The organism is Serratia sp. (in: enterobacteria) (genome assembly GCF_046715635.1).
Lineage (GTDB): Bacteria > Pseudomonadota > Gammaproteobacteria > Enterobacterales > Enterobacteriaceae > Chania.
This window is the reverse complement of the sequence record NZ_JBKJYW010000088.1, coordinates 1-23,634: the sequence shown is the minus strand read 5'-3', so window position 1 is coordinate 23,634 and position 23,634 is coordinate 1. Positions and strand designations below refer to the sequence as shown.

The 23,634-nt window shown below is 53.1% G+C and carries 21 protein-coding genes, 2 tRNA genes and 1 pseudogene; 8 read left to right on the top strand and 16 right to left on the bottom strand.

All coding sequences use genetic code 11. The features are described from left to right. Positions 1 to 4: 4 nt before the first annotated feature. Both ACLQ7H_RS04270 and dkgB read left to right on the top strand, forming a co-directional pair. Positions 5 to 81, top strand: a tRNA-Asp gene (locus ACLQ7H_RS04270). A gap of 359 nt (positions 82 to 440) precedes the next feature. Next, positions 441 to 1,244: a 2,5-didehydrogluconate reductase DkgB gene (dkgB, locus tag ACLQ7H_RS04265; RefSeq protein ID WP_411751592.1), complete on the top strand. Its 804-nt coding sequence runs from the start codon at positions 441 to 443 to the stop codon at positions 1,242 to 1,244. 47 nt (positions 1,245 to 1,291) lie between these two features. On the opposite strand, the gene ACLQ7H_RS04260 is transcribed toward dkgB, so the two are convergent. The 5 genes from ACLQ7H_RS04260 to ACLQ7H_RS04240 are packed head-to-tail and all read right to left on the bottom strand — an operon-like array spanning position 1,292 to position 5,624. Then, positions 1,292 to 1,603 carry a PTS lactose/cellobiose transporter subunit IIA gene (locus tag ACLQ7H_RS04260; protein ID WP_411751591.1) on the bottom strand — a complete coding sequence of 104 codons (312 nt, stop codon included), beginning with the start codon at positions 1,601 to 1,603 and terminating at the stop codon, positions 1,292 to 1,294. 1 nt (position 1,604) lies between these two features. Beyond that, positions 1,605 to 1,916 carry a PTS sugar transporter subunit IIB gene (locus ACLQ7H_RS04255; protein WP_024483599.1) on the bottom strand — a complete coding sequence of 104 codons (312 nt, stop codon included), beginning with the start codon at positions 1,914 to 1,916 and terminating at the stop codon, positions 1,605 to 1,607. Then, complete coding sequence (locus ACLQ7H_RS04250; protein ID WP_411751590.1) at positions 1,891 to 3,378, bottom strand: M17 family metallopeptidase; 1,488 nt, start codon at positions 3,376 to 3,378, stop codon at positions 1,891 to 1,893. The genes ACLQ7H_RS04255 and ACLQ7H_RS04250 overlap by 26 nt, the downstream gene beginning before the upstream one ends. Further along, the gene (locus ACLQ7H_RS04245; protein WP_411751589.1) at positions 3,371 to 4,336 is read right to left on the bottom strand and encodes a N(4)-(beta-N-acetylglucosaminyl)-L-asparaginase; all 966 of its coding nucleotides are present in this window, start codon (positions 4,334 to 4,336) and stop codon (positions 3,371 to 3,373) included. Before ACLQ7H_RS04245 ends, ACLQ7H_RS04250 begins: the two co-directional genes overlap by 8 nt. Before the next feature lies 1 nt (position 4,337). Continuing rightward, the gene (locus ACLQ7H_RS04240) at positions 4,338 to 5,624 is read right to left on the bottom strand and encodes a PTS sugar transporter subunit IIC (RefSeq protein WP_411751588.1); all 1,287 of its coding nucleotides are present in this window, start codon (positions 5,622 to 5,624) and stop codon (positions 4,338 to 4,340) included. A 179-nt stretch (positions 5,625 to 5,803) separates the two neighbouring features. Here ACLQ7H_RS04240 and ACLQ7H_RS04235 point away from each other — a divergent pair, with 179 nt between their 5' ends. Further along, positions 5,804 to 6,676: a hypothetical protein gene (locus ACLQ7H_RS04235; protein WP_411751587.1), complete on the top strand. Its 873-nt coding sequence runs from the start codon at positions 5,804 to 5,806 to the stop codon at positions 6,674 to 6,676. Here the strand turns inward: ACLQ7H_RS04235 and yafC are convergent. Next, the gene (gene yafC / locus ACLQ7H_RS04230; protein WP_411751586.1) at positions 6,673 to 7,563 is read right to left on the bottom strand and encodes a DNA-binding transcriptional regulator YafC; all 891 of its coding nucleotides are present in this window, start codon (positions 7,561 to 7,563) and stop codon (positions 6,673 to 6,675) included. The two genes, ACLQ7H_RS04235 and yafC, sit on opposite strands and share 4 nt — an antisense overlap. A 105-nt stretch (positions 7,564 to 7,668) precedes the next feature. Here yafC and ACLQ7H_RS04225 point away from each other — a divergent pair, with 105 nt between their 5' ends. Together ACLQ7H_RS04225 and ACLQ7H_RS04220 are read left to right on the top strand one after the other, a co-directional pair. After that, entirely contained in the window at positions 7,669 to 8,844 is a 1,176-nt protein-coding gene (locus tag ACLQ7H_RS04225; RefSeq protein ID WP_411751585.1) for an MFS transporter, read from the top strand. 326 nt (positions 8,845 to 9,170) lie between these two features. After that, entirely contained in the window at positions 9,171 to 9,965 is a 795-nt protein-coding gene (locus ACLQ7H_RS04220; protein WP_411751584.1) for an endonuclease/exonuclease/phosphatase family protein, read from the top strand. Positions 9,966 to 10,020: 55 nt separating this feature from the next. Here the strand turns inward: ACLQ7H_RS04220 and mltD are convergent, their stop codons facing one another. Further along, on the bottom strand, positions 10,021 to 11,394 hold the full coding sequence (gene mltD, locus ACLQ7H_RS04215; RefSeq protein ID WP_411751583.1) for a murein transglycosylase D: 1,374 nt from the start codon (positions 11,392 to 11,394) through the stop codon (positions 10,021 to 10,023). 71 nt (positions 11,395 to 11,465) lie between these two features. After that, positions 11,466 to 12,221, bottom strand: a complete 756-nt coding sequence (gloB, locus tag ACLQ7H_RS04210) for a hydroxyacylglutathione hydrolase (protein WP_411751582.1) — start codon at positions 12,219 to 12,221, stop codon at positions 11,466 to 11,468. A gap of 43 nt (positions 12,222 to 12,264) precedes the next feature. Here gloB and ACLQ7H_RS04205 point away from each other — a divergent pair, with 43 nt between their 5' ends. Further along, on the top strand, positions 12,265 to 12,984 hold the full coding sequence (locus tag ACLQ7H_RS04205) for a class I SAM-dependent methyltransferase (protein WP_411751581.1): 720 nt from the start codon (positions 12,265 to 12,267) through the stop codon (positions 12,982 to 12,984). Here the strand turns inward: ACLQ7H_RS04205 and rnhA are convergent. Continuing rightward, positions 12,981 to 13,567 (bottom strand): annotated as a pseudogene (gene rnhA / locus ACLQ7H_RS04200) (ribonuclease HI). The gene ACLQ7H_RS04205 and the pseudogene rnhA overlap by 4 nt on opposite strands. On the opposite strand from rnhA, the gene dnaQ reads away from it, so the two are divergent. Further along, positions 13,521 to 14,267, top strand: a complete 747-nt coding sequence (gene dnaQ / locus ACLQ7H_RS04195; protein WP_024483610.1) for a DNA polymerase III subunit epsilon — start codon at positions 13,521 to 13,523, stop codon at positions 14,265 to 14,267. The pseudogene rnhA and the gene dnaQ overlap by 47 nt on opposite strands. Positions 14,268 to 14,421: 154 nt before the next feature. Beyond that, positions 14,422 to 14,498: transfer RNA gene (locus ACLQ7H_RS04190), tRNA-Asp, on the top strand. Between the two features lie 115 nt (positions 14,499 to 14,613). On the opposite strand, the gene ACLQ7H_RS04185 is transcribed toward ACLQ7H_RS04190, so the two are convergent. The 7 genes from ACLQ7H_RS04185 to ACLQ7H_RS04155 all read right to left on the bottom strand — a co-directional run. Further along, the gene (locus tag ACLQ7H_RS04185) at positions 14,614 to 15,156 is read right to left on the bottom strand and encodes a fimbrial protein (protein WP_411751580.1); all 543 of its coding nucleotides are present in this window, start codon (positions 15,154 to 15,156) and stop codon (positions 14,614 to 14,616) included. Between the two features lie 13 nt (positions 15,157 to 15,169). Continuing rightward, positions 15,170 to 16,288 carry a fimbrial protein gene (locus ACLQ7H_RS04180; protein WP_411751579.1) on the bottom strand — a complete coding sequence of 373 codons (1,119 nt, stop codon included), beginning with the start codon at positions 16,286 to 16,288 and terminating at the stop codon, positions 15,170 to 15,172. Positions 16,289 to 16,317: 29 nt separating this feature from the next. Next, a complete protein-coding gene (locus ACLQ7H_RS04175) occupies positions 16,318 to 18,876 on the bottom strand; it encodes a fimbria/pilus outer membrane usher protein (protein ID WP_411751578.1) in 2,559 nt (852 codons plus the stop codon). Between the two features lie 49 nt (positions 18,877 to 18,925). Next, a complete protein-coding gene (locus tag ACLQ7H_RS04170) occupies positions 18,926 to 19,660 on the bottom strand; it encodes a molecular chaperone (protein ID WP_411751577.1) in 735 nt (244 codons plus the stop codon). 73 nt (positions 19,661 to 19,733) lie between these two features. Then, positions 19,734 to 20,312: a fimbrial protein gene (locus ACLQ7H_RS04165; protein ID WP_411751576.1), complete on the bottom strand. Its 579-nt coding sequence runs from the start codon at positions 20,310 to 20,312 to the stop codon at positions 19,734 to 19,736. A 124-nt stretch (positions 20,313 to 20,436) separates the two neighbouring features. After that, positions 20,437 to 20,892, bottom strand: coding sequence for a winged helix-turn-helix domain-containing protein (locus ACLQ7H_RS04160; RefSeq protein WP_411751575.1), 456 nt, complete (start codon positions 20,890 to 20,892; stop codon positions 20,437 to 20,439). Positions 20,893 to 21,451: 559 nt separating this feature from the next. Beyond that, a partial coding sequence (locus ACLQ7H_RS04155) for a TonB-dependent siderophore receptor (protein WP_411751574.1) occupies positions 21,452 to 23,634 on the bottom strand: 2,183 nt, incomplete at its 5' end.

Genomic DNA, 23,634 nt, shown 5'->3' with positions numbered 1-23,634 from the left:
CGGTGGAGCGGTAGTTCAGTTGGTTAGAATACCTGCCTGTCACGCAGGGGGTCGCGGGTTCGAGCCCCGTCCGTTCCGCCACTTAATTGATAAGCCCTGAGTCTCTGACTCAGGGCTTTTTCATTTGATTAAATCGCCCCCTCACCCTAACCCCCTCCCCCAGGAGAGGGAACCGATCGAGTTCGTTGGTATTTCCCACACTTCATGAGGCACGACAAGGCAATCAAGGGGTTGCCGACGTAGCACGTGCTAATCCACGACGCAGAACAGCTCCCTCGCCCTTTGGGAGAGGGCTGGGGTGAGGGGATTTCTAGCCTAATCGGAACCTATTGTTGCTCAATAATCAAAAGTCTTATGCACAATAGGGCGTTTTTGATCAACAAAACTGCTGCCATAATGCTCTCAAGCTGTTTTGATAAACAAACCGAGAGAACACAATTATGAGCATCCCTGCATTTGGCTTAGGTACCTTCCGTCTGCAAGATCAAGTGGTGATCGATTCCGTGAGCACCGCTCTGGAACTGGGCTACCGGGCCATCGATACCGCACAAATCTATGAGAACGAAGCGGCCGTTGGCCAAGCAATCGCCGCCAGTGGCGTGAAACGTGAAGCGTTATTTATCACCACCAAGATCTGGATCGCTAACCTGGGTAAAGACCAGTTGATCCCTAGCCTGCAAGAAAGCCTGACAAAGCTGCAAACTTCCTATGTGGATCTGACCCTGATCCACTGGCCATCACCGAACGATGAAATCTCGGTTGCCGAGTCTATGGCGGAGTTGGTTAAGGCGAAAGAGTTGGGGCTGACGCGCCAGATTGGTATTTCCAACTTCACCGTTGAACTGATGCAGCGCGCCATTGATGCGGTGGGGGCTGATGTGATTGCCACCAACCAAATCGAACTCTCACCGTATCTGCAAAACCGTCAGGTAGTCGAGTTTGCACAGCAGCATGGTATTGCCATCACGTCTTATATGACGCTGGCGTATGGCAAAGCGTTGCAAGATGAAGTCATCAACAATATCGCCAAGCGCCGTGATGTGACCGCGGCTCAGGTGATCCTGGCTTGGGCGATGCAGCTGGGTTATGCAGTGATCCCGTCCTCAACCAAGCGTGAAAACCTGGCGAGCAACCTGTTGGCTCAGCAACTGACGCTGTCTGATGATGAAATGGCGGAGATTGCTGCATTGGAATGCAATGGCCGCCTGGTTAGCCCAGAAGGTTTGGCACCAAACTGGGATTGATAGGTTGGCCGTCTGTGGTTCTGAGGCCACAGGCGGCCAAGCTTGTCTTAACGAGCGATCTTTTGGTGTAGGGCGATAATCTCACGGCCCATTTCCATCAGCATAATCGCGTTCATCAGATGGTCCTGCGCATGGACCATCACCAGGTGAACCGGGATTTTACCGCTGCCTTCGTCCATTTCGATCAGTTTGGTTTGCACGTGATGAGCACCAGAAAGTGCCTCCTGTGCTTGCTGCATATACTGTTCGGCCTGTATGAAATCTTCTTCTTCGCGCGCACAGCGCATGGCTTGAAACACCAGACTGCGAGCGTAACCCGCATTGGCAATCAGCTCCATCACTTCGTTTTCCAAATCCATTTCAGGCTTCCTCAATCAGCGCCAGGGCTTGATCCAATACCTTGTCACCCTTCATGGTGCCATAGGCCATCATATCGATGCAGGCGACTTTTTTATGGTGCTCGTGGGCAATCTTCTCGCACTCGGCCAGTTTATAGCGGATCTGCGGCCCCAGCAGCGCGACGTCAAATTCGGTTACCGCCGTTTTGTATTCACGGATCGACTTGGCGCAGATCTCGGCATCAATACCGCGCGCTTTGGCGGCTTCTTGCATCTTTTTCACCAGCAGACTGGTGGACATACCCAAATCACACACTAACAGGATCTTTTTCATGTTCTTTCTCCAGGCGTTCCAGCAAGTGCTGGATTAAAAGTGGGATTGGTCGGCCAGAAGCGACGCTACGGCCATTTTCGCGCCACAGCGCGGTACCGCTGATATCAAGGTGTGCCCAGGGGATCTCCGCCGGGCTGAAACGACTTAGGAAGTAGGCGGCAGAGGTACTGATCGCCGCATTATTGGTTGGCGTGTTGCACAGGTCGGCAATATGGCTCTCCACCTGTTTGCTGAAGCGTTCATCCAACGGCAACGACCATAAAGGATCGCCACTGTGCAAGCCTGCCTGAGCAAGATCGTGGCGTAGGCTCTCATCTTCGGTCATCAGGCCGCTAAGATCGTAACCCAAGGCTTTGACCACCGCGCCGGTGAGCGTTGCTAGATCGATCACGTATTCTGGCGACTGCTGGTTATTGCTCAACCTGCTGGCGTAAGCGATGCCATCGGCCAGCACCAGCCGCCCCTCGGCATCGGTGTTATTGATTTCCACGGTCAAGCCACTGTAGCTGGTTGCGACATCGCCAGGGCGCATCGCTGCCGGGCCAATCATATTTTCAGCCAGCGCCAGCACGCCAACCAGGCGTACCGGCAGCTTGAGTTCTGCCACTGCCAGCATCAGGCCAAAGACGTTAGCAGCACCACACATGTCATATTTCATGGTGTACATACCATCACCGCCCTTTAACCACAGGCCGCCGGTATCGAAGGTGATACCTTTACCCACATAGGCGCTGAAGGGGCCGTTATCGCTCCCCTGGTAGCGTATTACCACCAAACGCGGAGGATTATCGGCACCTTTACCTACGGCCTGCAGCAGGCCAAGTCCTTGTTCAGCGATCTGCTGTTCATCCAACACTTCGCAGCTCAGGCTGGGATAGGGTGCAATCTGCCGAGCGATCTCATTGGCGAAAAATGCCGGGGTGCAACGATCGCTTGGCATGTCGGCAATGCGTCGTGCTGCTTTCATCCCCATGGCGGTAGCTGCCGCTTGGGACAGGCGCGGTTCGAGAGTGGTTCGCTGCTCCGGTTGGCAATAGAACACCAACTCCTGGATACGAGGTGTGGGCACCGCCTCTGCCTTTTTCAGCCCGAGATCGCTCAGTTGGTAATCCAGGTTGAACAGGAAATGTAGCAGAGGGCTCAGTACCGGCAGGCTGTGGTGATCAAACGCCGTGCAGTCAACGATCAACTGCGTACCGGTGTCGTTACGTAGCAGGGAACGCAGTACGGTGACTATTTTACTGGTTTTTCCATCGAGCCAGAACGTTTTGGGCAACAGCGTGACGCGGCCTGCCGGAGCACAGCCAAAGGCGCAGTCGGCGGTTTGCTGCTGGGCGGTGGCCTGCAATTCCTGTAGCAGAGTAGGATTGCACGGCAATTGCAACGTGCTGCCGGGATAGCTAATCACATGGCTGTTAACTTCCCATGCGGGGATTTCACTCAGTAACCGATAATTAATCAAAATGGATCTCCTCAATCGGGGCACGAATGCGCTCGGCATAGTCGGTTAGCCATTGCTCGCTGGCTGGAGTGTAGTGGGTATGCTCGGCACGGCGTTCTGCCAGGTACACCGTCGGTGGCTGGATAGCGCTGGCGACCACAAACGAGAAGGTTTTAATATTGGTAGAGATGCCAAACTCACCTTGCCGATTCATACAGACTACGGAGAGATCGCCCACCCGGCCAAAGCGGGCTATCAGCCGGTCTTCCAGCTCGAAGACGACAGAATCAGCCGCCTGTTGTGGCGTCATGCCTTGCTGCATGCGGCGGACAATTTCATAGCTGGTGCAGCCTTTCATCAGGTCTTCACCCACGCCCGTGGCGGTTGCGGCACCGATCTGGCTGTCACAGTAAAAACCGGAGCCAATTACCGGTGAATCACCCAGGCGGCCACGGCGTTTCATAAACAAGCCGCTGGTAGAGGTGGCCACGCTCATTGAGCCATGCAGATCGAGGCCGATAATACCGACGGTATCGTGGCCATCGTAGGGGCTGAGGCCTTTATCGATGGTTTCGCGGCAGCGTTTGCGATAGTGCTGGGTTGCTCGCTCGGTGAGCATGATCTTGTTGGCAAACCCTTGGCTAAGGGCCCATTCACGTGCACCAGCCCCCACTAGAACGCTGTTGAAACGCTCGCGGCTCAGTGCCTGAGCAACCTTCACCGGGTTAGCGATATCCACCAGGTTGCCAACGGCACCAAAGGCCAGCGTATCGCCATCCATAAAGGCTGCATCCAGTTCTACCTCACCATTTTCGCTAGGTAGACCACCGTAACCGACAGATTTATAAAACGGAAAGTCCTCTACTTCCACCACCGCGCTGACCACGCTTTGTGCGGCACTTGCCCCGGCTTTAAGCGTTTCACTGGCCAGGGCGACACCTTCCAGTGCCATACGCCAGGTTGCAATCATTCCCCACATATCAAACTCCTGATGTTTCGGCTGCGCGATACTGTTTGTCCAGAATGCGCAGGAAAGGCAGATAAAGCATGGCGCCGATCAGCAGGTTAACGATCTGCATCAGGCTGCCACTCAAATGGCCGGTCACGATAAAGCCACTGATCACTGGTGGCAGCGTCCAGGGGATAAATACCCCGGTAGTGACGGCGACGGCCCCTACCTTCATCGCTACGTATTGCACGGTAACCAACACCACCGGCACCAGGTTGAAGGGGATCAGCATGATGGGGTTCATGATCACCGGCAGGCCAAACAGGATCGGTTCATTAATGTTGAAGATTGAAGCCGCAGCTCCCATGCGGCCCACTTCACGGATGCTATTGCTACGGGCAAAGAACAGAATGGCGATCACCAACGACAGGGTGGCCCCGGCACCGCCCATCCAGATCATATCGAAGAACTGTTCGGTAACGATGTGCGGTGGCGTGACCCCGGCCTGGATAGCGGCGATATTGTCGGTCTGGTTTTCCATCCACAGCGGGCGAATGATGCCGTTAACCATCGAACCGGAGTTGATCCCCACCGACCAGAGGATGGTGATACTCAATACCGTCAGCAGCGCACCGATATAGGAAGTGCCAAAGTGACGTACCGGCGTGGCGACTACGTTATAAATAAACTGATGAATGGTTTGGTAGCTGGTGTGTTCGAACAGAATACGGATCGCCAGCACCAGGATAATCACGAACAGCGCAGGCAGCAAAGCGGCGAAAGATTCCTGTACCGCAGGTGGCACGCCTTCGGGCATTTTGATGATCAGTTTGCGGCGCTTGAGGTAGCAGAACAGTTCGGTCCACAGCAGTGAGCCGATCATCGCCACAAACAGCCCCTTGCTGCCGATCCACTCGGTCGGGATTACGCTGACGTTGCCCAAGGCTTCTACCTTGATAAACGGCGTGAGGATCAGGAAGCACACCAGCGACAGAATACCGCTGGAGACGCGATCCTCGTCATAATGTTCCGCCAGGCGGTAAGCGGTAAGGAAACTGACAAACAGCGACATGGTGGAGAACACCGCGTTGAAAGGGATCTCGATGATATTGCTCCAGCTGGCGCCAAACAGGCCTGCCATAAACTGCTGGTAACCCTGATTGGGGAACGACGAGATCACCAGCAGGATCGAGCCGACGATAATGAACGGCATAAAGGAAACATAGGCACCGCGGATGGCACACAAATGCCGCTGCTGTGCGGCCTTGGCCGCCAGAGGCATCAGCTTGGCTTCAAGAAATCCCAGAACGTTGTTCATGCTAAACCCCGTAGGTATGCTTATTGGAGAAAAACAGGTAAGGGTGGCGACTTATTGGCTGGGATTATCAGTGAATGGATTTTAAAGAAAGGTGAATCAGTTCACAGTGTGAGGTGAATTTATAAAATATCTCACAAGATTAGTTATGATAGGGCATCAATTTTAGTGTGGAGTCCACGATGGAAATCAAGCTGCATGCCAATGCGACCACCACCCCGCGAGTGCGACGCTATATCCAGCAATCGGATAAAAGTGACCGCGTATTGGCGCAGGAGCTGGGCATCTCTGTGGCGACAGTACGCCGTTGGCGGCAGCGCCAGGATGTCGCCGATCGCCATACGGTGCCCAAGACCCTTCGCAAGGCGCTGACGGACGAGCAGAGTGTGCTTATCAACTGGCTGAGACAAAAATTACAGCTGCCGCTGGACGAGCTGCTGGTGGTGGTGAATCAGGGCATGCAACAGCCAATCTCCCGTGCGGGGTTGGATCGCTATCTGCGCGGCGTGGGTCAGCGTAGTGAGGCAGAAAATAGGGTGCTACGAGGTAAAAAGGCGGTGAAGGCTGGTGAACTGCCGGGAACTCTTGCCCTTATTTATCAACGAATTAGCCTATCGGCCGAAGATGGCGGTGAGCAACACCTCTTGTGGGCCGAAGAGAAGGTCAGCGGCTGGCTGAGCGCACGAGCCTTTGCGGGCGCCTCGCCGATGCTGGTGGTCAACTGGCTGAAGGAGCTGTTACCGCACTGCTCAGGTGATATACAATCTATTGAGACTGAGAATAAAAAGCTGTTCGGCAATAGCGAGTCTCAGACCCATCCCTTACAGCTATGGTGTCGGGAGCAGGGGATAAAGCTGCAACAACCCGCGCTACCACAAATGGAGATTGTACTGCGGCTCGAAAGCCAGTTGGCGCAGTTGCTGCCAGCGGCGGAGAACTCGTCGCTGGATGCTGTGCTGCAGGCGCTCTGTGCCAGCTATAACCAACAGTGGCCGCAGAAGAAACTGGGTGACCTGACGCCTACGGCGTTCTGGTTACAACATCGGCCAGCTTAGCGAGGGGTCAGGCTTTCACTCAGAAAGTCGATAAAGCTGCGCAGGCGGTTGCTTACGGCACTGTCGCTGTAATAAACCGCATTGACTGGCACGGCAACCGGCAGCGTCTCCTCAACCAGGATCTGCACTAAATCCCCACGCTTAATATCCTCATCGATCATAAAGTTCGACAGACTGGCGATGCCGTTGCCATGCAGGCAAAGGTGGCGCTGTGTTTCTCCGCTGTTGGTAGTCAGCCCCGGAGTGATCTCCAACTGCCGGCCATCGGCGCAGGCTAATGGCCAGCGGTTTAGGTTGGGCAGATCGTTGAAGCCAATGCAGCAGTGTTGCGCCAACTCCGCCACGCTTTGCGGGGTACCGAACTGCTGCAGATAGGCCGGTGACGTCACAATTTTTCGATAGCTGGTCATCAGTTTGCGCGCCTTCAAACTTGAGTCTGTCAGTTCCCCTACACGGATGGCAATGTCGACCTTGCGTTCAATCAGGTTGATAAAGGTTTCTGAAGAGACCAGAGAGAGCGACATTTCCGGGTAGCGGGCACGAAACTCGCCAACCAATGGGGTCAGTACGTGCAACACGACCGGCGTTGCGGCATCCACACGCAACAGGCCCTGGGGCCGCTGGCGGCTCTCCATCAGCGCATTTTCCGCCGCGGCCATATCGCTCAGGACTTTCTGCACCTGGCGGAAATAGTTTTCTCCCTCCTGCGTCAGGCTTATCTGGCGGGTGGTGCGATTGAGCAGCGTGACCCCCAGCTTACTCTCCAGCTTTTTAACCGTACGGCTGACAACCGAGTTTGCCTGTTCCAAGTGCTCCGCCGCGCGGCTGAAGCTTCCGCATTCCACCACGGTGACAAAGGTGATCAGTTCATCCGAATTTGCCTTCATTGTTGCTCCAACAGCAAAATTTATTTGAAATTTTGAGCATTTTTATCATTTAAGCACAGGCAGATAATCACCGCTATCAACCCGAACGCTATTTTGGAGTTAGCAATGCCTCTCGCTTTACTTGCCTTGACCATCAGTGCCTATGCCATCGGCACCACGGAGTTTGTGATTGTCGGGTTGATCCCGACCATCGCCGAACAGTTGAACGTCACCGTGCCGTCCGCAGGGCTGCTGGTGACCCTTTACGCCATTGGGGTGGCGATCGGTGCGCCGGTATTGACCGCTTTAACCGGCCGCGTGCCGCGCAAGATGTTGCTGGTGGGCCTGATGGTGCTGTTCACTCTTGGCAATCTGCTGGCCTGGCAGTCACCGAGCTATGAATCACTGGTGGTTGCTCGTTTACTGACTGGCCTGGCGCACGGGGTATTTTTCTCCGTAGGTTCGACGATTGCCACCAGCCTGGTGGCCAAAGAGAAGGCAGCAACGGCAATCGCCATCATGTTTGGTGGCTTGACCGTCGCGCTGGTGACCGGCGTGCCGTTAGGCACCTTTATCGGCCAGCACTTCGGCTGGCGTGAGACTTTCCTGGCGGTGTCGCTGATTGGCATGGTGGCGGTTATCGCCAGCTTGATCCTGATCCCGAACAACATCAAGAACCAGGCCAGTGCCAGTATCCGCGATCAGCTGCAAGTGCTGACTCACCCGCGCCTGTTGCTGATTTACGCCGTTACCGCGTTGGGCTACGGTGGCGTATTCACGACCTTTACCTTCCTGGCACCGATGATGCAGGAACTGGCCGGGTTTTCAGCGCCTGCTGTCAGTTGGATTTTGCTGGCCTATGGCATTGCGGTTGCTATCGGCAATATCTGGGGCGGCAAGCTGGCCGACCGTCATGGTGCCGTACAAGCATTGAGCTTTATCTTTGCCGCGTTAGCCGCCTTGCTGTTGGTGTTTCAGTTTACCGCTAGCCACAGCGTCGCCGCGCTGCTGACGGTGGTGGTGATGGGGGTATTTGCCTTTGGCAATGTCCCTGGCTTGCAGGTTTATGTGGTGCAGAAGGCCGAGCAGTACACGCCGAACGCGGTGGACGTTGCTTCTGGCCTGAATATCGCGGCTTTCAACGTAGGGATCGCGCTGGGTTCGGTGGTGGGAGGGCAGACCGTGGCTTCGCTAGGGTTGGCACAAACGCCCTGGATCGGGGCGCTGATTGTGGTGGGAGCGTTGTTACTGATTGGCCTCAGTGGCCGCTTGGATAAACAGTACCAACGCCAGCTCGCCTGAGACTGCAGATATTCCCCCAACAAGCTCAAAACATAGAGGCGCGGCTAAACGGGCGCAGCATTGCGGCGCCCCTACAGTGGAACATGTTCGATCTCCCTCCCATTCAGCCATATGGCCATCTGTCATCAATTTGCTGGCCTTTTCGCATTCAGCGTGAACCTTTACAGACACATACACAGCATTGATTGAAATCGGCCCGCCTTGCCCCTATAACAACTATCTAAAAGCCATGCTGGTAAAGCCGCTCAGGCGTATACTCAACTTAGTCTTGGTAGCCATGTTGCTAGCAACGTGATCTTCATCCGAACGGGAAATAGGCGAATAACGTGCCGAAACGAACTTATGCAATGAGGTATGTTGCGGGCCAGCCAGTTGAACGGATTTTCCCTGGTGCAATCAATCAGCCGCTGCCGCCCGGGGCCGCATTGCCTACGTCTGGTGCGCTGCGGGTGATGGTATGGAATATTTTCAAGCAGCAACGTGCCGATTGGCTTTCGGTGTTGAAAGACTTCGGTAAAGATGCGCAACTGGTGCTATTGCAGGAGGCGCAGACCACGCCGGAATTGGTCAGCTTTGCTACCTCTAACTATCTGGCCGCCGATCAGGTGCCCGCCTTTGTGTTGCCGCAACACCCTTCCGGTGTGATGACGCTGGCGGCGGCACATCCGGTGTATTGCTGCCCGTTGCGCGAGCGGGAGCCACTGTTGCGTTTGGCCAAGTCAGCGTTGATCACCGTTTACCCGTTGTTCAATGGTGAGCTGTTGATGGTGGTGAATATCCACGCGGTGAACTTTAGCCTGGGAGTTGATGTTTACAGCAAACAGCTTGGCCCGATTGGTGAGCAGATCGCCCTCCATCGGGGGCCGGTGATCATGGCGGGGGATTTTAACGCCTGGAGCCGCAAGCGTATCAACGCGCTGTATCAATTTGCCAGCGATATGGCACTGCACGAGGTCAACTTCCCCGACGATCATCGCCGCAAAGCCTTTGGCCGCCCGTTGGACTTTATCTTTTACCGCAACTTAGGCGTCACAGAGGCCTCGGTGCTGGTGACTCAGGCATCAGACCACAATCCGCTGCTGGTGGAGTTCCATCCGCAAATCGATCAACCGGTCTGGTAGCGAATTTTGGCCAATAAAAAAGCATCCCGAGGGATGCTTTTTTTGTGGCGAAAACTTAAGTTTCCGGCGACGATTTGTTGCTGACAAACAGCGTCAGCTTCACACCAGGTTGCAAACTGCTGGCTTTGCCGAGCGTTGAGTTCCAACGCATCACGTCGTTAATTTCGACGCCGTGACGACGTGCAATGCTGGATAGCGAATCACCTTTACGTACTTGATAGGTGATACTGCTGTTATCTCTGGCATTGCTGGCCACTTGCAGGGTTTGCCCAACTTTCAGCGTGCTCTTGCCACGCAAATTGTTCCAACTCTGCAAATCGCTGGTCTTAACGTTCAACCGTTTGGCGATGGTGGATAACGTATCGCCAGAGCGAACCTTATACGCACTTCCGCCTGACAGGCCGCTGTTCTTCGCCAACTGTGTGGTGGGTAATGTCGCAGCTATCTGTCCGTCGGCCAACGAGTCTTTCAACTGTGCGGCATTCTTTTTGGGAACCATGATGTAATGGGGCCCATTAGGTGCCGTAACGCCTTTCTTGTAGCCAGGGTTGTAAGCCTTCATCTTGGTGAGAGAAAGCCCGGACATCTCTGCCGCCTGAGTCAACTGGATCTGCTGCCCGACATCAATACGCGCCAGTGCACGGGTTTCGTCAGTTTTTGGCAACTTGACGCCGTACTTTTTGCTGTGCTTGATGATCTCGCTCAGTGCCAGCATTTTCGGGACATAGATTGACGTTTCACGCGGAAGCGACAATGCCCAGAACTCGGTGGACTTACCCTGACGTTTATTCGCCTTAACCGCCTGCATGACTCGGCCTTCACCACTGTTATAAGCGGCAATGGTCAATAACCAGTCACCGTTAAACATGCGGTTCAAACGCTCCATCATGTTAAGCGCAGCGGTGGTCGAGGCCACAACATCACGGCGCCCGTCATACCACTGATTGTTTTTCAAACCATAATTGCGACCCGTTTGCGGCACGATCTGCCATAGCCCTGCGGCATTGGCACTTGACGTGGCGTGGGGGTCAAAAGCGCTCTCCACTATGGGTAGCAGTACCAGTTCCATCGGCATATTGCGTTTCTTAATCTGCCCGACTATCCAGTACATGTACGGCTCTGCCCGTAGTGTTACATCGTGGAGATAGCTCTTACTTTTTAAATATTTTCTTTTTTGTTCACGGATCCGGTCGTTTTCCGGAACCTCCATCTTCAGCTCGTCGCTAATGAAGTTCCACAGGTTCTGCTGGGCGGCGCTACTGTTACTGTCTAGCCACCGTGCCGAACTCGCTGTGTACTCTCCTGCTTCACTTTCTTGACCTGCCGAAGACAGACTCTGTGCATGCTGCTTTGGTGCCGGTGTATCCTTCCAGGATGACTGGCAACCAACCAACAAGACCGAGGCGAGAAGTATCGCTTTAGCCTTCATGTGTGTGTCAATATAGTTGCTTAAAAGACGAGCAAGGATACTTTGCTTAATCAAAAAACACAACTAAAAGCTTAGAAGGCATCCTTGCGCAGGCGTAATTCGGAAAAAACCGAATGAAGCTGGCTCGGTGATGAGTTAAAGCCTATTTCCTTTTGTAAATCAGTGTCATGGCAGCGTAAAAATAGATTAATTTTACGCTCTAATTGCAGCGTTGTGGGCAGGCTAGGTATGCCTTTTGCCCTTGATTGCTCAATTTGTTGCTGATATGTTTCAATTTGGCGATCTTGCGGCAAAATTGTCCTGGCAAACTTAAGGTTTGAGAGCGTGTACTCATGTGCGCAACAAATTAGGGTTTCGTCGGGAAGTTGCGCGAGCCGTTGAAATGAGTGGTACATTTGCTCCGCAGTCCCTTCAAAAAGCCGTCCGCAGCCCGCAGAAAAAAGCGTATCTCCACAGAAAAGATAAGGTGCACTGTAGAATGCCACGTGACCCAGGGTATGCCCTGGAACCGCGATGGTGGTGTAGCTACGCCCGCCAATTTCCAGGATATCGCCATCCTGAACCAACCGATTTGCTCCCTTATTGGCGGTTTCCTGGGGGCCATACACCAGCAGATCCGGATATTGCGCAACGATTTCCGCTACGCCGCCGACATGGTCGCGGTGGTGATGGGTCAATAATATGGCGTCGGGGGTCAGTTGCCGCAGGGACAACGCCCCCAATACCGGGCCCGCTTCGCCGGGATCGACGATCACGCAGCGCCCTTGCTGGTTAGCCAATAACCAAATGTAATTGTCCTGAAAAGCGGGAATGCTGATAAGATTCATGGAACACCTCTCGTTGGCAACAGCTTGAAAGAGATACTAAACCATGAAACCAGCCCAGACTCTACAAAAGCTCACTAGCCCCTACTCCTGGGCCGGGTTGTCGTGGGGAGAATACTATCGTGAGGCGTTGGAGCTGCGGTTGCAGCCCTGGTGGCCCAAGATGTTTGGTTTCCATCTGTTGAAGATCGGCAATCTCAGTGCCGAGTTGGATAGCGAGAAGTGTGCCATCTCACATCAGGTTAACGTGGGAATGGCCGGGGAGAACCTGCATGTGCAGGCCGATCCTTATCAGTTGCCCTTTGCGGCCAAGTCCGTCGATGCCTGCCTGTTGGCCCATACGCTCTCCTACGCCGATGATCCGCACCGTATGTTGCGTGAGGTCGATCGCGTCATGATCGACGATGGCTGGCTGGTGATCAGCAGTTTCAACCCTTTTAGCCTGCTAGGCCTGGGGAAGCTGATCCCCCGGTTGCGCAAACGCCAGCCTTACGTCAGCCGAATGTTTACCCAGATGCGCATGCTGGACTGGCTAAGCTTGCTCAATTATGAAGTGTTGGATCAGACGTGCTTCCATGTGTTGCCTTGGCAACGTAAGGGAGGTACTTTCTTGAGTACGCATTTACCGGCGTTTGGCTGTATGAGCGTGATTGTGGCCCGCAAGCGAACCTTGCCGCTGACGCCAACGCCGATGAAAGTGGGGGCGAGAAAACACTCTCTCAGCCGCGCAGTGGGCGCGACCAAGAGCTATCGCAAACTGCCTTAAGCCTCTGGCTTGTAGCCAACGTCGTCCTGTGTCGGGTTGCCTGCCGCATCGCGTGCCAGCACGTCACAACGTTCGTTTTCCGGGTGCCCGGCATGGCCTTTGACCCATTCCCAACGGATGGTGTGGCGGGCAATCGCCAGATCCAGGCGCTGCCAGAGATCGACGTTCTTCACCGGTTTTTTATCGGCGGTTTTCCAGCCGCGCTTTTTCCAGTTATGGATCCAACTGGTGATCCCCTGGCGTACGTATTGGCTATCGGTGCTCAGCTCCACTTCGCAGGGGGTGGTCAAGGCTTCGAGCGCCACAATGGCGGCCATCAGTTCCATGCGGTTATTCGTCGTCAGGTAATAGCCCGCGCTGAACAGTTTCTCGTGCTGCTTATAACGCAAAATTGCGCCGTAACCGCCGGGGCCTGGATTACCAAGGCAAGAGCCGTCGGTGAAAATTTCTACCTGTTTAAGCATCTCTGGTAGACTCTTCCTATCAGTTTTATAAAAACCAAGTCTGACATAAACCAGCGCCATGAGCACAGCATTATGATCTCTACACCAACCAGACAGATCGTTCTCGATACCGAAACCACCGGTATGAACAAGCTAGGGGTTCACTACGAAGGTCACCGCATCATTGAGATCGGGGCCGTTGAGGTGATCAACCGCCGCCTGACAGGGCGCCATTTCCACGTTTACGTCAAGCCGGATCGGCTGGTGGATCCGGAAGCCTATGGCGTACACGGTATTAGCGATGAATTCCTGGCGGATAAGCCCACTTTCGATCAGATCGCCGCTGAATTTATCGACTTTATCCGTGGTGGCGAATTAGTCATTCATAACGCAGCGTTCGATATCGGCTTTATGGATCACGAGTTCCGTATGTTGCAGCGAGATATCCCGAAGACGGATACCTTCTGTACCATCACCGACAGCCTGTTGATGGCGCGCCGCCTGTTCCCAGGCAAGCGTAATAACCTTGATGCGCTGTGCAACCGCTATGAGATAGACAACACCAAGCGAACGCTGCACGGCGCTTTGCTCGATGCCGAGATCCTGGCGGAAGTCTATCTGGCGATGACCGGTGGCCAAACCTCGATGGCTTTTCAGATGGAGGGGGACACCCAGCAAACGGATTCAGCCCAGGATATCCAGCGTATCCAGCGCCCGGCTACGGCGATGAAAGTGATCTATGCCAGTGACGCAGAATTACAGGCTCACGAATCACGTCTGGATCTGGTGCAAAAGAAGGGCGGTAGCTGTTTGTGGCGTGGTGGCGCAGCAGCCGAATAACGGCCTCTCAGGAGAGAAATGGCGCTTAAGCACCATAATCAACGCGTGTTCGTTGAAAAACTGTGCAAACGACTCTTTTTATAAGAAAAGACGTTGACGGAATGGCGAGGCAACCGTAATATTCGGCTCGTTCCCCCGCAAGAGGGAACGTTGCGGAGCGGTAGTTCAGTTGGTTAGAATACCTGCCTGTCACGCAGGGGGTCGCGGGTTCGAGCCCCGTCCGTTCCGCCAACATTCAGAAGCCCTGAGTTAGCAATAACTCAGGGCTTCGTCTTTTCTGTTGTGCCATCTCACTGCTTTCTAACTCCCAATCGCTGGCATTAATTTGTGAGGTACATGGAAAAGATCAGTCATAGGTCACATTAAACAGTACCGAACTCTTCACTTTTCCGGCGGTTGCGCGCCCGGTTGCGTAATATTCATAGCTGATATCACATTGGCTACGGTTATCGACAATAACGGCACAGCCAACGCGTGGGGCAGTGCGTAAATCCAGCGGATTGTCATTAATCAGAAGCCTGATTTCGACGTTTTCGGCCTCGCCGTTCAGCGTATTAATCAGGTTGCCGGTATCCGAACTGACCGTCGGCCCATTCTCCAGGGTAATATAGGGCGTGTAACCATTGGTACAATGCACTCCGCCGATATGGATACTGCCCAGCGAACGGCCGTGAGTCATACCCGCTGCGTGTAGACTCGCCGCTGAGACCTGTGGCATCAGCCAATCGTAGTCCTTATGTTCTTGCCCCTCGACGCTGTCGAAGTAACAGGTCGCCAGCTTAATGGAACCCGTAACATTAAGTACGCCAGTGGAGGCGGCCTGAGCACTTTGCCCACTGCCGATCAGCATCAGTAGAGAAAGTAGCCCCAGCGTATTCGTTATTTTCATTCGCCGCTCCCGGTCATTGATAGGTGATCATAAACTCTATTTGGGCATCAGCCCTGCCCGCTCGGATGGGGGCAGAGGTTTGAATATAGGCCGCCTTGACGCCCAGGTTGTAATCACCGCCGCGATCCTCATGGAAGGTAATGTAGTCAGCCAGATTGATATTCTGGTTGAATTTGGCCGTTTGATAGTTGCCGTTTTCCTGCCTTAAACTCAGTTGCACACCGACTCCAGAGGCGGAGTCACCGGCGGTGGTATTGAGTTTTGAGATCCCGCGTTCGGCATCGATGAAGCCATTGCGTGGCGTAAGCTTGAGGCTGATGATATTGGGCCTGAAAACGCCGAAAGAAGTCGTGCCATAGAAAGCCGGGCAGCCAGAGAGCACAATCTCGGTCTCGGCGCTGCCTGCGGTGCTACCGATGCCGTTAAATTCATCGGGGAAGTGTTCCCCGAGAGGCAGATAATAATGGTTGCCAACGTTGCAGGTTGCCGGGATCACGGTCAGATTGCCGATCATCGCGGTGAGTTGATAGATTAAGCTTGTGCCATTACCGTCGAATGAGGTCTGGAATCTGGGGAGATGACTACTGTTAATGGTGCCGCTGCCGACGTTGGCGGCGGTTTTAATAAATTGGATATTAAAGCTGACCGAGGCATCATTCTGGTCGGTAAAGTTGAAAACACCGTCGCTGCTGGTTGAAAAGTAGGCCGTTAGCCTACCAGGGAGGGGTAAACGTGCACCGCTGTTGCCATCGGGAGTACCTTGCCACAGCGCCACCCCGACGCCAGGAATATTGGTATTGAACACGAACGGAAAGGTGGCGTTACTGTAATCGGATTGACCATGGGGCATAGTGGTAAAGGTACTGACCAGATCATAGATCCCTGCGCGACACAACAGCTTGGCTCCGTTGCCATTGGTCTGGATACGTTGGGAATAGATCACACTGCCGATAGGAAGATCCTCTCCCACGGTAACATAGCCACCAATGGTCAGACGGGTATTGAGCGGTTCCTTGATGGCAGATGATTCATCCCAATCACAACCCACACTTGCCGCGAGCGTATTCTGCGCATACAGGCTAGCGCAGAGTATCAGTGATAACGCCATTCTTGAGGCGAATATTCTTTTCATGTTTTTTCTCATTTTGTATGGGCACTTGGTTACTGGCAGACGCCTTGAACCAGTTGTCTGCTTTCTTCAGTGGCGCCTGGCTGCAGCGAATAATGGATGCTGCAATGCTCTGTCTGATCGTTTCCCCATCGCACCTGTAACACTCCTTTCAGGTCAAGATCGCGAGCCACCACCAAGCTGGCCTGGCCGACAACCCCCACGGCGTTGTTCTGGGCATCATAGACGTTGGCAGCAAAGGGCAGTGGACTGCCGTCTGGTCGTTTCGCTCTGATATAGGTCACCTTGCCGCGTTTGGTTTCATAATCGAGCATGACTAATGCACCGGCGCGGGGAGCTGTGGTATTTCGGGTAGACAGCAACTCAACGTCCTGAGAACTGCCTTTGGGATCGATATCGACCTGATTGAGATAATAGGGCCGCAGGTAAGGGACAATGGCGTAGCCAAAACGGTCGATCTTAACGCCGGGAGCATTGGTAACGAGAGCGCCTTTAGCACCAGGTGCACGTACCAAACCTCCTGTTTCTCCAAGCGATTGCCCTAAAGTGATACCACCACGGTGGGCCACCAAGGCACCATCCATGCTTGCTGAAATCTGCCGGTTGCCCTGTCCATAGCTATAATTTGCGCCCAGACGGGCTTGGGATGCGCGGTAGCCAACAGCACCGTTGAAAAAGTTGCTATTGCTTTCAGTATTACGGCTGGTGCTGACGACATAGTTAAACTGATTCTGCTCGCCCGCATTGCCCGACAGGCCAATCAGGCCAGTACTGCCCTTGTTGTTAGTCGTGCCAGTAGCATTGAGCGTTGGTGCGTGGAGGCTAGAGCCTAAGGGTAATGAGAGCGTCAGTGCGTATTGGGTTTCTCGGCGATTCGCCGTTGTCTCTTCTGTGTTTCCTGTGAGTTGCCCGCTTAGCGTGCGGTTTACCGAGAAGGTATAGCTAAGATTGCGCCAGAAGTTGCTATAACCGAGCTGCAGGCTCTGTTGCGAACTGCTCTGGTTCCAGTAAGTGGTATGACTGCCGGTGGCGTACAGGCTTCCCCAGGCTTCTCCCAGCGGCTGGTTGACCGAAAGCGTAAACAGGCTGCGTTGACGGCCATAGGTATCGATATTTTTATTACGCAGGGCCAGATCGCGTAACTGCACAGCATCATTCAAGCTCAGGAAACCGTCGGTTGAGTAACGATAAGCGGCTACTGAGAAGCTGGTTTGTGTCTCTGGATACATCTGGCTGAAGCCGATACGATAGCTTTGTCCTGAACGCGAGTGCTGGCTGGGCAAACGGGTTTTTGCCTGGGTGACATCCAGTGAGAGTGCGCCGAGCGGCGTGTTCATGGCCGCTCCCAATAAGGCCGAGAGGTATCCTTTGCTGGCGGTGGCACCGGTGTAGCCGGTAATGAAATTACTCAGGCCCAACTGGTAGGTCAGGCTGCCAAAGCCTGGCTTGTTTGCCAACCCATCACTATTCACTTTACCCGCAGCCACTTCGTAGCGGCTTATCCCCGGCCGCAACATTTGAGTCACCGAAGCATAGGGAACCGTAAAGGTTCTGACCTGACCGGTAGCTTCTTCTATTTGTACGGTCAGTTCCCCCCCGTAGCTGGTGGGGTAGAGATCGTTAATCTCAAACGGCCCCGGAGATACCGTAGTGGTATAGAGAGTGACGCCGTTCTGAGTAATGACGACTCTGGCATTGGTATTGGCTATGCCGCGTACCACTGGAGCATAGCCACGTAGAGAGTCAGGCAGCATGCGGTCGTCAGAATAAAGTCTGGCCCCACGCACACGTACGCCATCAAATAATTCACCACTGGTGAAGGTATCTCCAAGGACCAATTGGGATTGCAGTACGGGAATATCACGGCCGATATAGGTTGATGTACTCTTGTAATCCCCGCCGCTGCCATTGGAGGACCAATTGATGCTGCCGTTGTTTCGCACGCGCCAAGGGCCGACATTCAGGCCGTTACGCAACCCGAGATAGCCGTAGGTATGGGTATTTTCCCGCTGTTTTGACTGATAAACGTTGGCATTGTAGTTAACCATCAAGGCGGTTAAGCCATCCTCCCACAGCTCGGGATTGACATAACCACGTGGCGATCTATTGAGTAGCAACTGCGGTATCGTCAGCGTCAGCTTTTGCTCGCCGACGTCAAAGCTGGCGCTGGCTCCGGGCAGCAGTTCGCTGAGTGAACCGCAATATCCTTCTTGTACTAACGGAGCCAATTGCACGGCAGGAGTCTGAACCAACAGCTTCTCTGCGCTTAGATTGAGCAACGAAAAGAAACTACCCGGATAGCAGGGAAGGGTTTGCAGGTTGTTGCCCGGCTGGGCTTTAAACTGGATTTTTTCATTGCCGATCCGTTGGCCGTTAAGCTCGATCGTCACGGTGTAGATACCAGGGACAACGACGTTACTGCGGCTGAACTGGGCAGGATCGAATGTTCCGACCTTACCGCCAGGGAAAAAACTAGGATCGAATGTCACTTCTTCCTGCGTGTCTGCTGCATAACAGGAAGTGGCCGAAACCATGGCATACGAAAGCAACCACTTCAGCGTGGTTTTTATTGTCGGTTTACATCTAGTCATAGCATCCTTGATGACTCAGATAAGCCAATACTCCTGAAAAAGGGTGATGTCAGCGGCCTAGCGGGTATATTTTTTCAATAAAAGCCCCGTAGTCATTAATTGCCTTGGTGATTACGCTATTTGCTGGCACCGCAATAACCTTGTTATCGCGTTTTATCTGAAAGGTTTGCTCAGAGAAGGGGGCAATCATGCCGCCATCAGAGCCAACCACCGAGGCGATACCATGGCCAGATACCAGCACAGAGGCATAGCTGATATGGTATGGCGTGGGGTTTTTAGCGAGCAATTTATTCCCTTGTAGTTGCCAGCTCACCTTATCCATGGTTTCTGGTGACAGCCCTGGCAACGCTGAGGGGCGGTAAAATACCTTCAGGCGGTTGCGATAGGCGATGGAGAGGTAATTTTTATCCCCTTTCGACTGTGGCGGTACTTCAAGCACGTTGATCCAATACAGCGTTTCGCGGTCGGTGGCATGATTGACCAAAGGCGTGGCGGTAATACGTAAGGTTTGCGCCTTGGCAGGTTCGACTCGTGAAACCGGTGGCATGATCATAAAGGGGACATCGCTGTCCTCTGGCGCTGAATTCGCATCACCTGTGTCAATCCAAGATTGAACCAACAGCGGAAAACGGCTTTTATTTTCCAGTTTCAGCGTGACTTCTCTGGCATCGCTTGGGTAGATCACGCGAGTACCAGATATGACGATACCCGCATGTAGGGAGGAAGAAAATAATCCGCTTATCAGCAGCGATAGCAGCAGCCAATATTTTTTAATCAAGGACATATCAATCTCGTCAGTATAGACGTGGTAAATATGGCCCTGTCATAACAGGGCCATAATCTATTGCAGTCAGGTTTTATTGATAAACGATGCTGTATTTAACCGTAGAGGCTACTTGGCCTGGGCCCGCTGCGCCACCAACAGCAATATACTGACCGAAGTAGTTATATTCGGCGGTTTGATTGACGATGGTTTTCGGCGCATGGTTGTTATTGCCTGATACCAGGTTGATCGGGCTGTTGGTTTCACCGTTCAGGATTTGTATCTGAACATTTTGCGCCGGATCGACTGCTGAGGTATTTTTCAACCAACCGGTCGCACTATCGATAGCTGGGCTGGTTGGCTCAAAATACACTGAGGCAATCTTACCGTCGGTGCAGTTTAAATCGGCAGGGCCACCCAGTTTGATGGTAAACGGTGCTGGCTTGGCCGTGGCACCGGCAAAGCTTAACTCACTGGCACTGACCGTATCTAAAGGAACGTTCAGATCAACAGCACCATTTGGAGTTTGGTCGTTGATCAGGCAAGTTGCGTCAGTGACTTCGCCGGTGAAATTGATATTACCACCAGGTACGGTGACAGCGGCAGAAGCTGAAACCGAGGCCAAGCCGCCGATAGCCAGTGAGAGTGCCATTACTAATGTGGTTTTTTTCATTGCATATGATCCTTGTTAATTATCCTTAAAATACTCTGAGCTTTACATGGAGTGACATCAGAGCCGTCATTTCACTATGGCAGTGAAAATGCAGTTCCCATTTTGGTGGTGATAAACAATCAAATCATATTATTTTTATATACAAGGGCGTGACGGCGGCGCCACGTAAGGTATACCCCTTCCCGCGCGTAGTTTTAATAAAGTCATCGGCCATGCCGATTTTACTTAGTCGTGCTTTAAGCTCAGAAACCACTTGGGTTAATCTGGTGGTTGAGGACGATAAGTTATAGTTCTCCCAAACCTGTACCAGCAATTCCTGATTGGATACATAGCCAGAGCTTGCATGTGCCAATAGATACGTCAGCAACCGCAACATCGTTTCACGCAGTTTTAGGTAGTTGCTAAATCGTTCATCACCGTTATGGCTGTATTCTATCGTATTGTAGAGCTTGATTACGGAGCCAGACTTGATATCTACCTGGTATTCATCATTGATGATATAGCCAAAAAGCAATAACTCACTCTCACCCGTTTCGATGATTGGCGTTGCTACATATTTAATTTGACTTGTGTCATCCATGATCAACTCCACTGCTGAAACTGCCTGACTCTATTGCTGTTGGAATTGTTATATTCCAAGGCGTTAGCCCCATATACTATGGACTGAGTCATTAATGTCAATTCATAAAAATAAAAATCCCCCTCGAAATAAAAGTATTTAAATCTTAATGTGAGTTTATTTTTTGCTTATTTTGTTTTATTTATTCTGAATTATACTTGTTTTGCGATATTAAATTCCAATGCACTGTATTAGCTAATGCATAAGCATAATATTCTTTTTTTTGTAATTTTATTGGTTTTAGCTTTTATTTTTTCCTCGCGGAAATACCGTCTGGGTGAGGTCAAAGTTTAAGCAGTTCGTGATTATATGTCATTTTCTATTCAGATCATTCCTAATGACTTTTTATTTGATGTGTTGTTTATATCACAGACTAATAGGATAAATCTTGGTGTTGCTCGAAGTAAATAGATATTGAGAATATTTTTTGTTTTATTGATGGTTTTAATATTGGCGGGATACCCTCCCTTTAGGGATGGGTAGCAAGCCGAACAGATGAATTCGGCCTGCTTATGGCAAATCAGAACAGCACTGAGTAGTTCAAACCAAAGGTTCGGCCACGGCCTTTATAGCTGTACAACTCCGGCGCGCCGTAGGTTGGGCTATACAGGATTGGTGCACGCTGGCCCCAAACGGTGGTGTAGTCTTTGTCCAGCAGGTTTTCTACGCTGAAGCTCACCTTACCCACTGGCAGCGCATAGCTGCTGAGGACGTCAATGGTGTTATAGCCGTCGAGCTTGCGGCCTTGGCTGTCGGAAATGTCGAAGGTTTGCTGCGACTGCACGCGCACCGTCCAGTCACCCGGTGCCCAGTTGACGTAGGCGGTGGCTTTCGACGGGCTGGCGGTGTCGACGGTCAACTTCTCCCATTTGCCATCGGTCTTGGTTTCCGATTTGATCAGGTTGAAGGTGGCACCGGTGCTCCATTCGCTGTCGTCGAAGAAGTAGTCCACCGCGCCTTCCATCCCGTAAATCCGACGCTTATCAGCGTTCATGCTGATGGTCATATCGGTTTTGTTGATGGTGATGGTCTTGTCTGACAGGGAATAGTAGGCCGCAACCTGGGTGCGCAGATTGTCGCCGTTGTAGCGCCAGCCCAGCTCGTAGGAGTCAACCTTGATGCCGTCCAGCTTGGAGTCATTGACGTTGACGCTTTTTTGCAGCTGATAGTGGCCATTCACCAGCTTATAGGTGCCTGAGCCGTAATACTTGGCCAGATCCGGGATCTCAAACCCTTGTGAGAAGTTGAACCAGGTCTGCTGGCGTTCTGTCAGATGGGCCAGCAAACCGGCGTTGAACAATGCGTTGTGGTAGTCGGTTTTACCGCCTGGCACCGCATCGGCAGAGGTCGCCAGGCCGTTGGCGATCCCTTGTTGCTGTGCGTAGCCAACGAAATCATCCACCTTGTTCTCGGTGTACTGGTAGCGCACGCCGCCGCTCAGGGTAAACATCGGGTCGATGTCGTAGCTGGCCTGCATAAACGGCGCCAGGTTGGTGGTGGTATAGCTCGGGTAGCGGCCGACGTTGTAGGCATTTTGCAGCGTCATACCGCCAGACTGCTGGGCCAGCGCCAGATTGAAGAACTGCTGGTTGGCATTGAAGCTTTCATGGTCGGCATCGAAGCCGTAGGTCAGCGTCAGGCTATCGATCGGTTTGCTGTTCAGGGTCAGCTTGCCGCCGTAGAAATCGGTTTTCTGTTGCGAAGCGCCGATGCTGGTTACCTTGCCGCCGCTCAGGGTAGGGAACGGATAGAAGGTCAGCGATTCATCACGATAATACACCTGCGCCACCAGATCCTGGCCCCAGAAGTTGGTGTTGGAGTATTGCAGGTTGATCAGATGGCGCTCGGTGCCTGGAATGCGATCCGAATCCAGATTACCGCTGTTGTAGGCTGGCCCGTTGCCGGTCACCGCCGAGAAGTTTTGCCCAAGATATAGGCCGTGCTTACCGTCTGACTCGCTATTGAAATATTGCGTAGTCAGCTGCAACTGCTGGTGATCGTCGATATTGATGGTGCCAGTGCCCATCAGGTCAATACGATCGGAATATTGCAGGCCGGTTTGGGTGTTATCGATCAGCACCTCGTCACCTTTGCCGTCATACCAGCCACCGTAACGCTGATAGGAAACCGACAGGCGCCCGGAGGCCTTATCGGTGCCGCCGCTGACCGCCGCCGAGACGTTTTCATCGTGATCGCTGCTGCTGTTGAAACCGGTTTTACCGCCAAGCTGCAGCTCAACCTGTTTTTCTTCCTGGCCTTTCTTGGTCACGATGTTGACCAGGCCACCGGTGCTGCCGCCGCCGAACAGCGAGGTAGCCCCGGAAATCACCTCAATATGGGCGATGTTGAACGGATCGATCGAATCTAGCTGGCGGCTGTCGCTGCGCGATGAGTTCAAGCGCACGCCGTCGATCATCACCATCATTGAGCGGCCACGCAGGTTCATGCCGTAGTTGGTACGGCCTTGGCTGCTGACGTCCATGCCCGGGATCAGCTGCGACAGCACATCCTTGATCTCTTTACCGCCCTGCACCTGCTGCTCAATTTCCTGGCCTTCGATCACCCAGGTAGTCTGGGCCATTTCCGCTACGCTGCGGTGAGAGCGGCTGGCGGAAACCACCAGTTGGTCATCATTTTTTTGTTCTTCTGCCCAGGCCGTTGGTGCGAGCATTGCTAACAGGCAAGGGTTTAGTACCCAGAGGT

What these genes read in the sequence shown, in the direction of transcription:
- ACLQ7H_RS04175 (WP_411751578.1), bottom strand. Translation starts at nt 18,876, where the DNA reads ATGACTAGATGTAAACCGACAATAAAAACCACGCTGAAGTGGTTGCTT.
- dkgB (WP_411751592.1), top strand. Translation starts at nt 441, where the DNA reads ATGAGCATCCCTGCATTTGGCTTAGGTACCTTCCGTCTGCAAGATCAA.
- gloB (WP_411751582.1), bottom strand. Translation starts at nt 12,221, where the DNA reads ATGAATCTTATCAGCATTCCCGCTTTTCAGGACAATTACATTTGGTTA.
- ACLQ7H_RS04180 (WP_411751579.1), bottom strand. Translation starts at nt 16,288, where the DNA reads ATGAAAAGAATATTCGCCTCAAGAATGGCGTTATCACTGATACTCTGC.
- ACLQ7H_RS04240 (WP_411751588.1), bottom strand. Translation starts at nt 5,624, where the DNA reads ATGAACAACGTTCTGGGATTTCTTGAAGCCAAGCTGATGCCTCTGGCG.
- ACLQ7H_RS04205 (WP_411751581.1), top strand. Translation starts at nt 12,265, where the DNA reads ATGAAACCAGCCCAGACTCTACAAAAGCTCACTAGCCCCTACTCCTGG.
- ACLQ7H_RS04165 (WP_411751576.1), bottom strand. Translation starts at nt 20,312, where the DNA reads ATGAAAAAAACCACATTAGTAATGGCACTCTCACTGGCTATCGGCGGC.
- ACLQ7H_RS04255 (WP_024483599.1), bottom strand. Translation starts at nt 1,916, where the DNA reads ATGAAAAAGATCCTGTTAGTGTGTGATTTGGGTATGTCCACCAGTCTG.
- ACLQ7H_RS04245 (WP_411751589.1), bottom strand. Translation starts at nt 4,336, where the DNA reads ATGTGGGGAATGATTGCAACCTGGCGTATGGCACTGGAAGGTGTCGCC.
- ACLQ7H_RS04235 (WP_411751587.1), top strand. Translation starts at nt 5,804, where the DNA reads ATGGAAATCAAGCTGCATGCCAATGCGACCACCACCCCGCGAGTGCGA.
- ACLQ7H_RS04260 (WP_411751591.1), bottom strand. Translation starts at nt 1,603, where the DNA reads ATGGATTTGGAAAACGAAGTGATGGAGCTGATTGCCAATGCGGGTTAC.
- dnaQ (WP_024483610.1), top strand. Translation starts at nt 13,521, where the DNA reads ATGATCTCTACACCAACCAGACAGATCGTTCTCGATACCGAAACCACC.
- ACLQ7H_RS04170 (WP_411751577.1), bottom strand. Translation starts at nt 19,660, where the DNA reads ATGTCCTTGATTAAAAAATATTGGCTGCTGCTATCGCTGCTGATAAGC.
- ACLQ7H_RS04160 (WP_411751575.1), bottom strand. Translation starts at nt 20,892, where the DNA reads ATGGATGACACAAGTCAAATTAAATATGTAGCAACGCCAATCATCGAA.
- ACLQ7H_RS04185 (WP_411751580.1), bottom strand. Translation starts at nt 15,156, where the DNA reads ATGAAAATAACGAATACGCTGGGGCTACTTTCTCTACTGATGCTGATC.
- ACLQ7H_RS04225 (WP_411751585.1), top strand. Translation starts at nt 7,669, where the DNA reads ATGCCTCTCGCTTTACTTGCCTTGACCATCAGTGCCTATGCCATCGGC.
- yafC (WP_411751586.1), bottom strand. Translation starts at nt 7,563, where the DNA reads ATGAAGGCAAATTCGGATGAACTGATCACCTTTGTCACCGTGGTGGAA.
- mltD (WP_411751583.1), bottom strand. Translation starts at nt 11,394, where the DNA reads ATGAAGGCTAAAGCGATACTTCTCGCCTCGGTCTTGTTGGTTGGTTGC.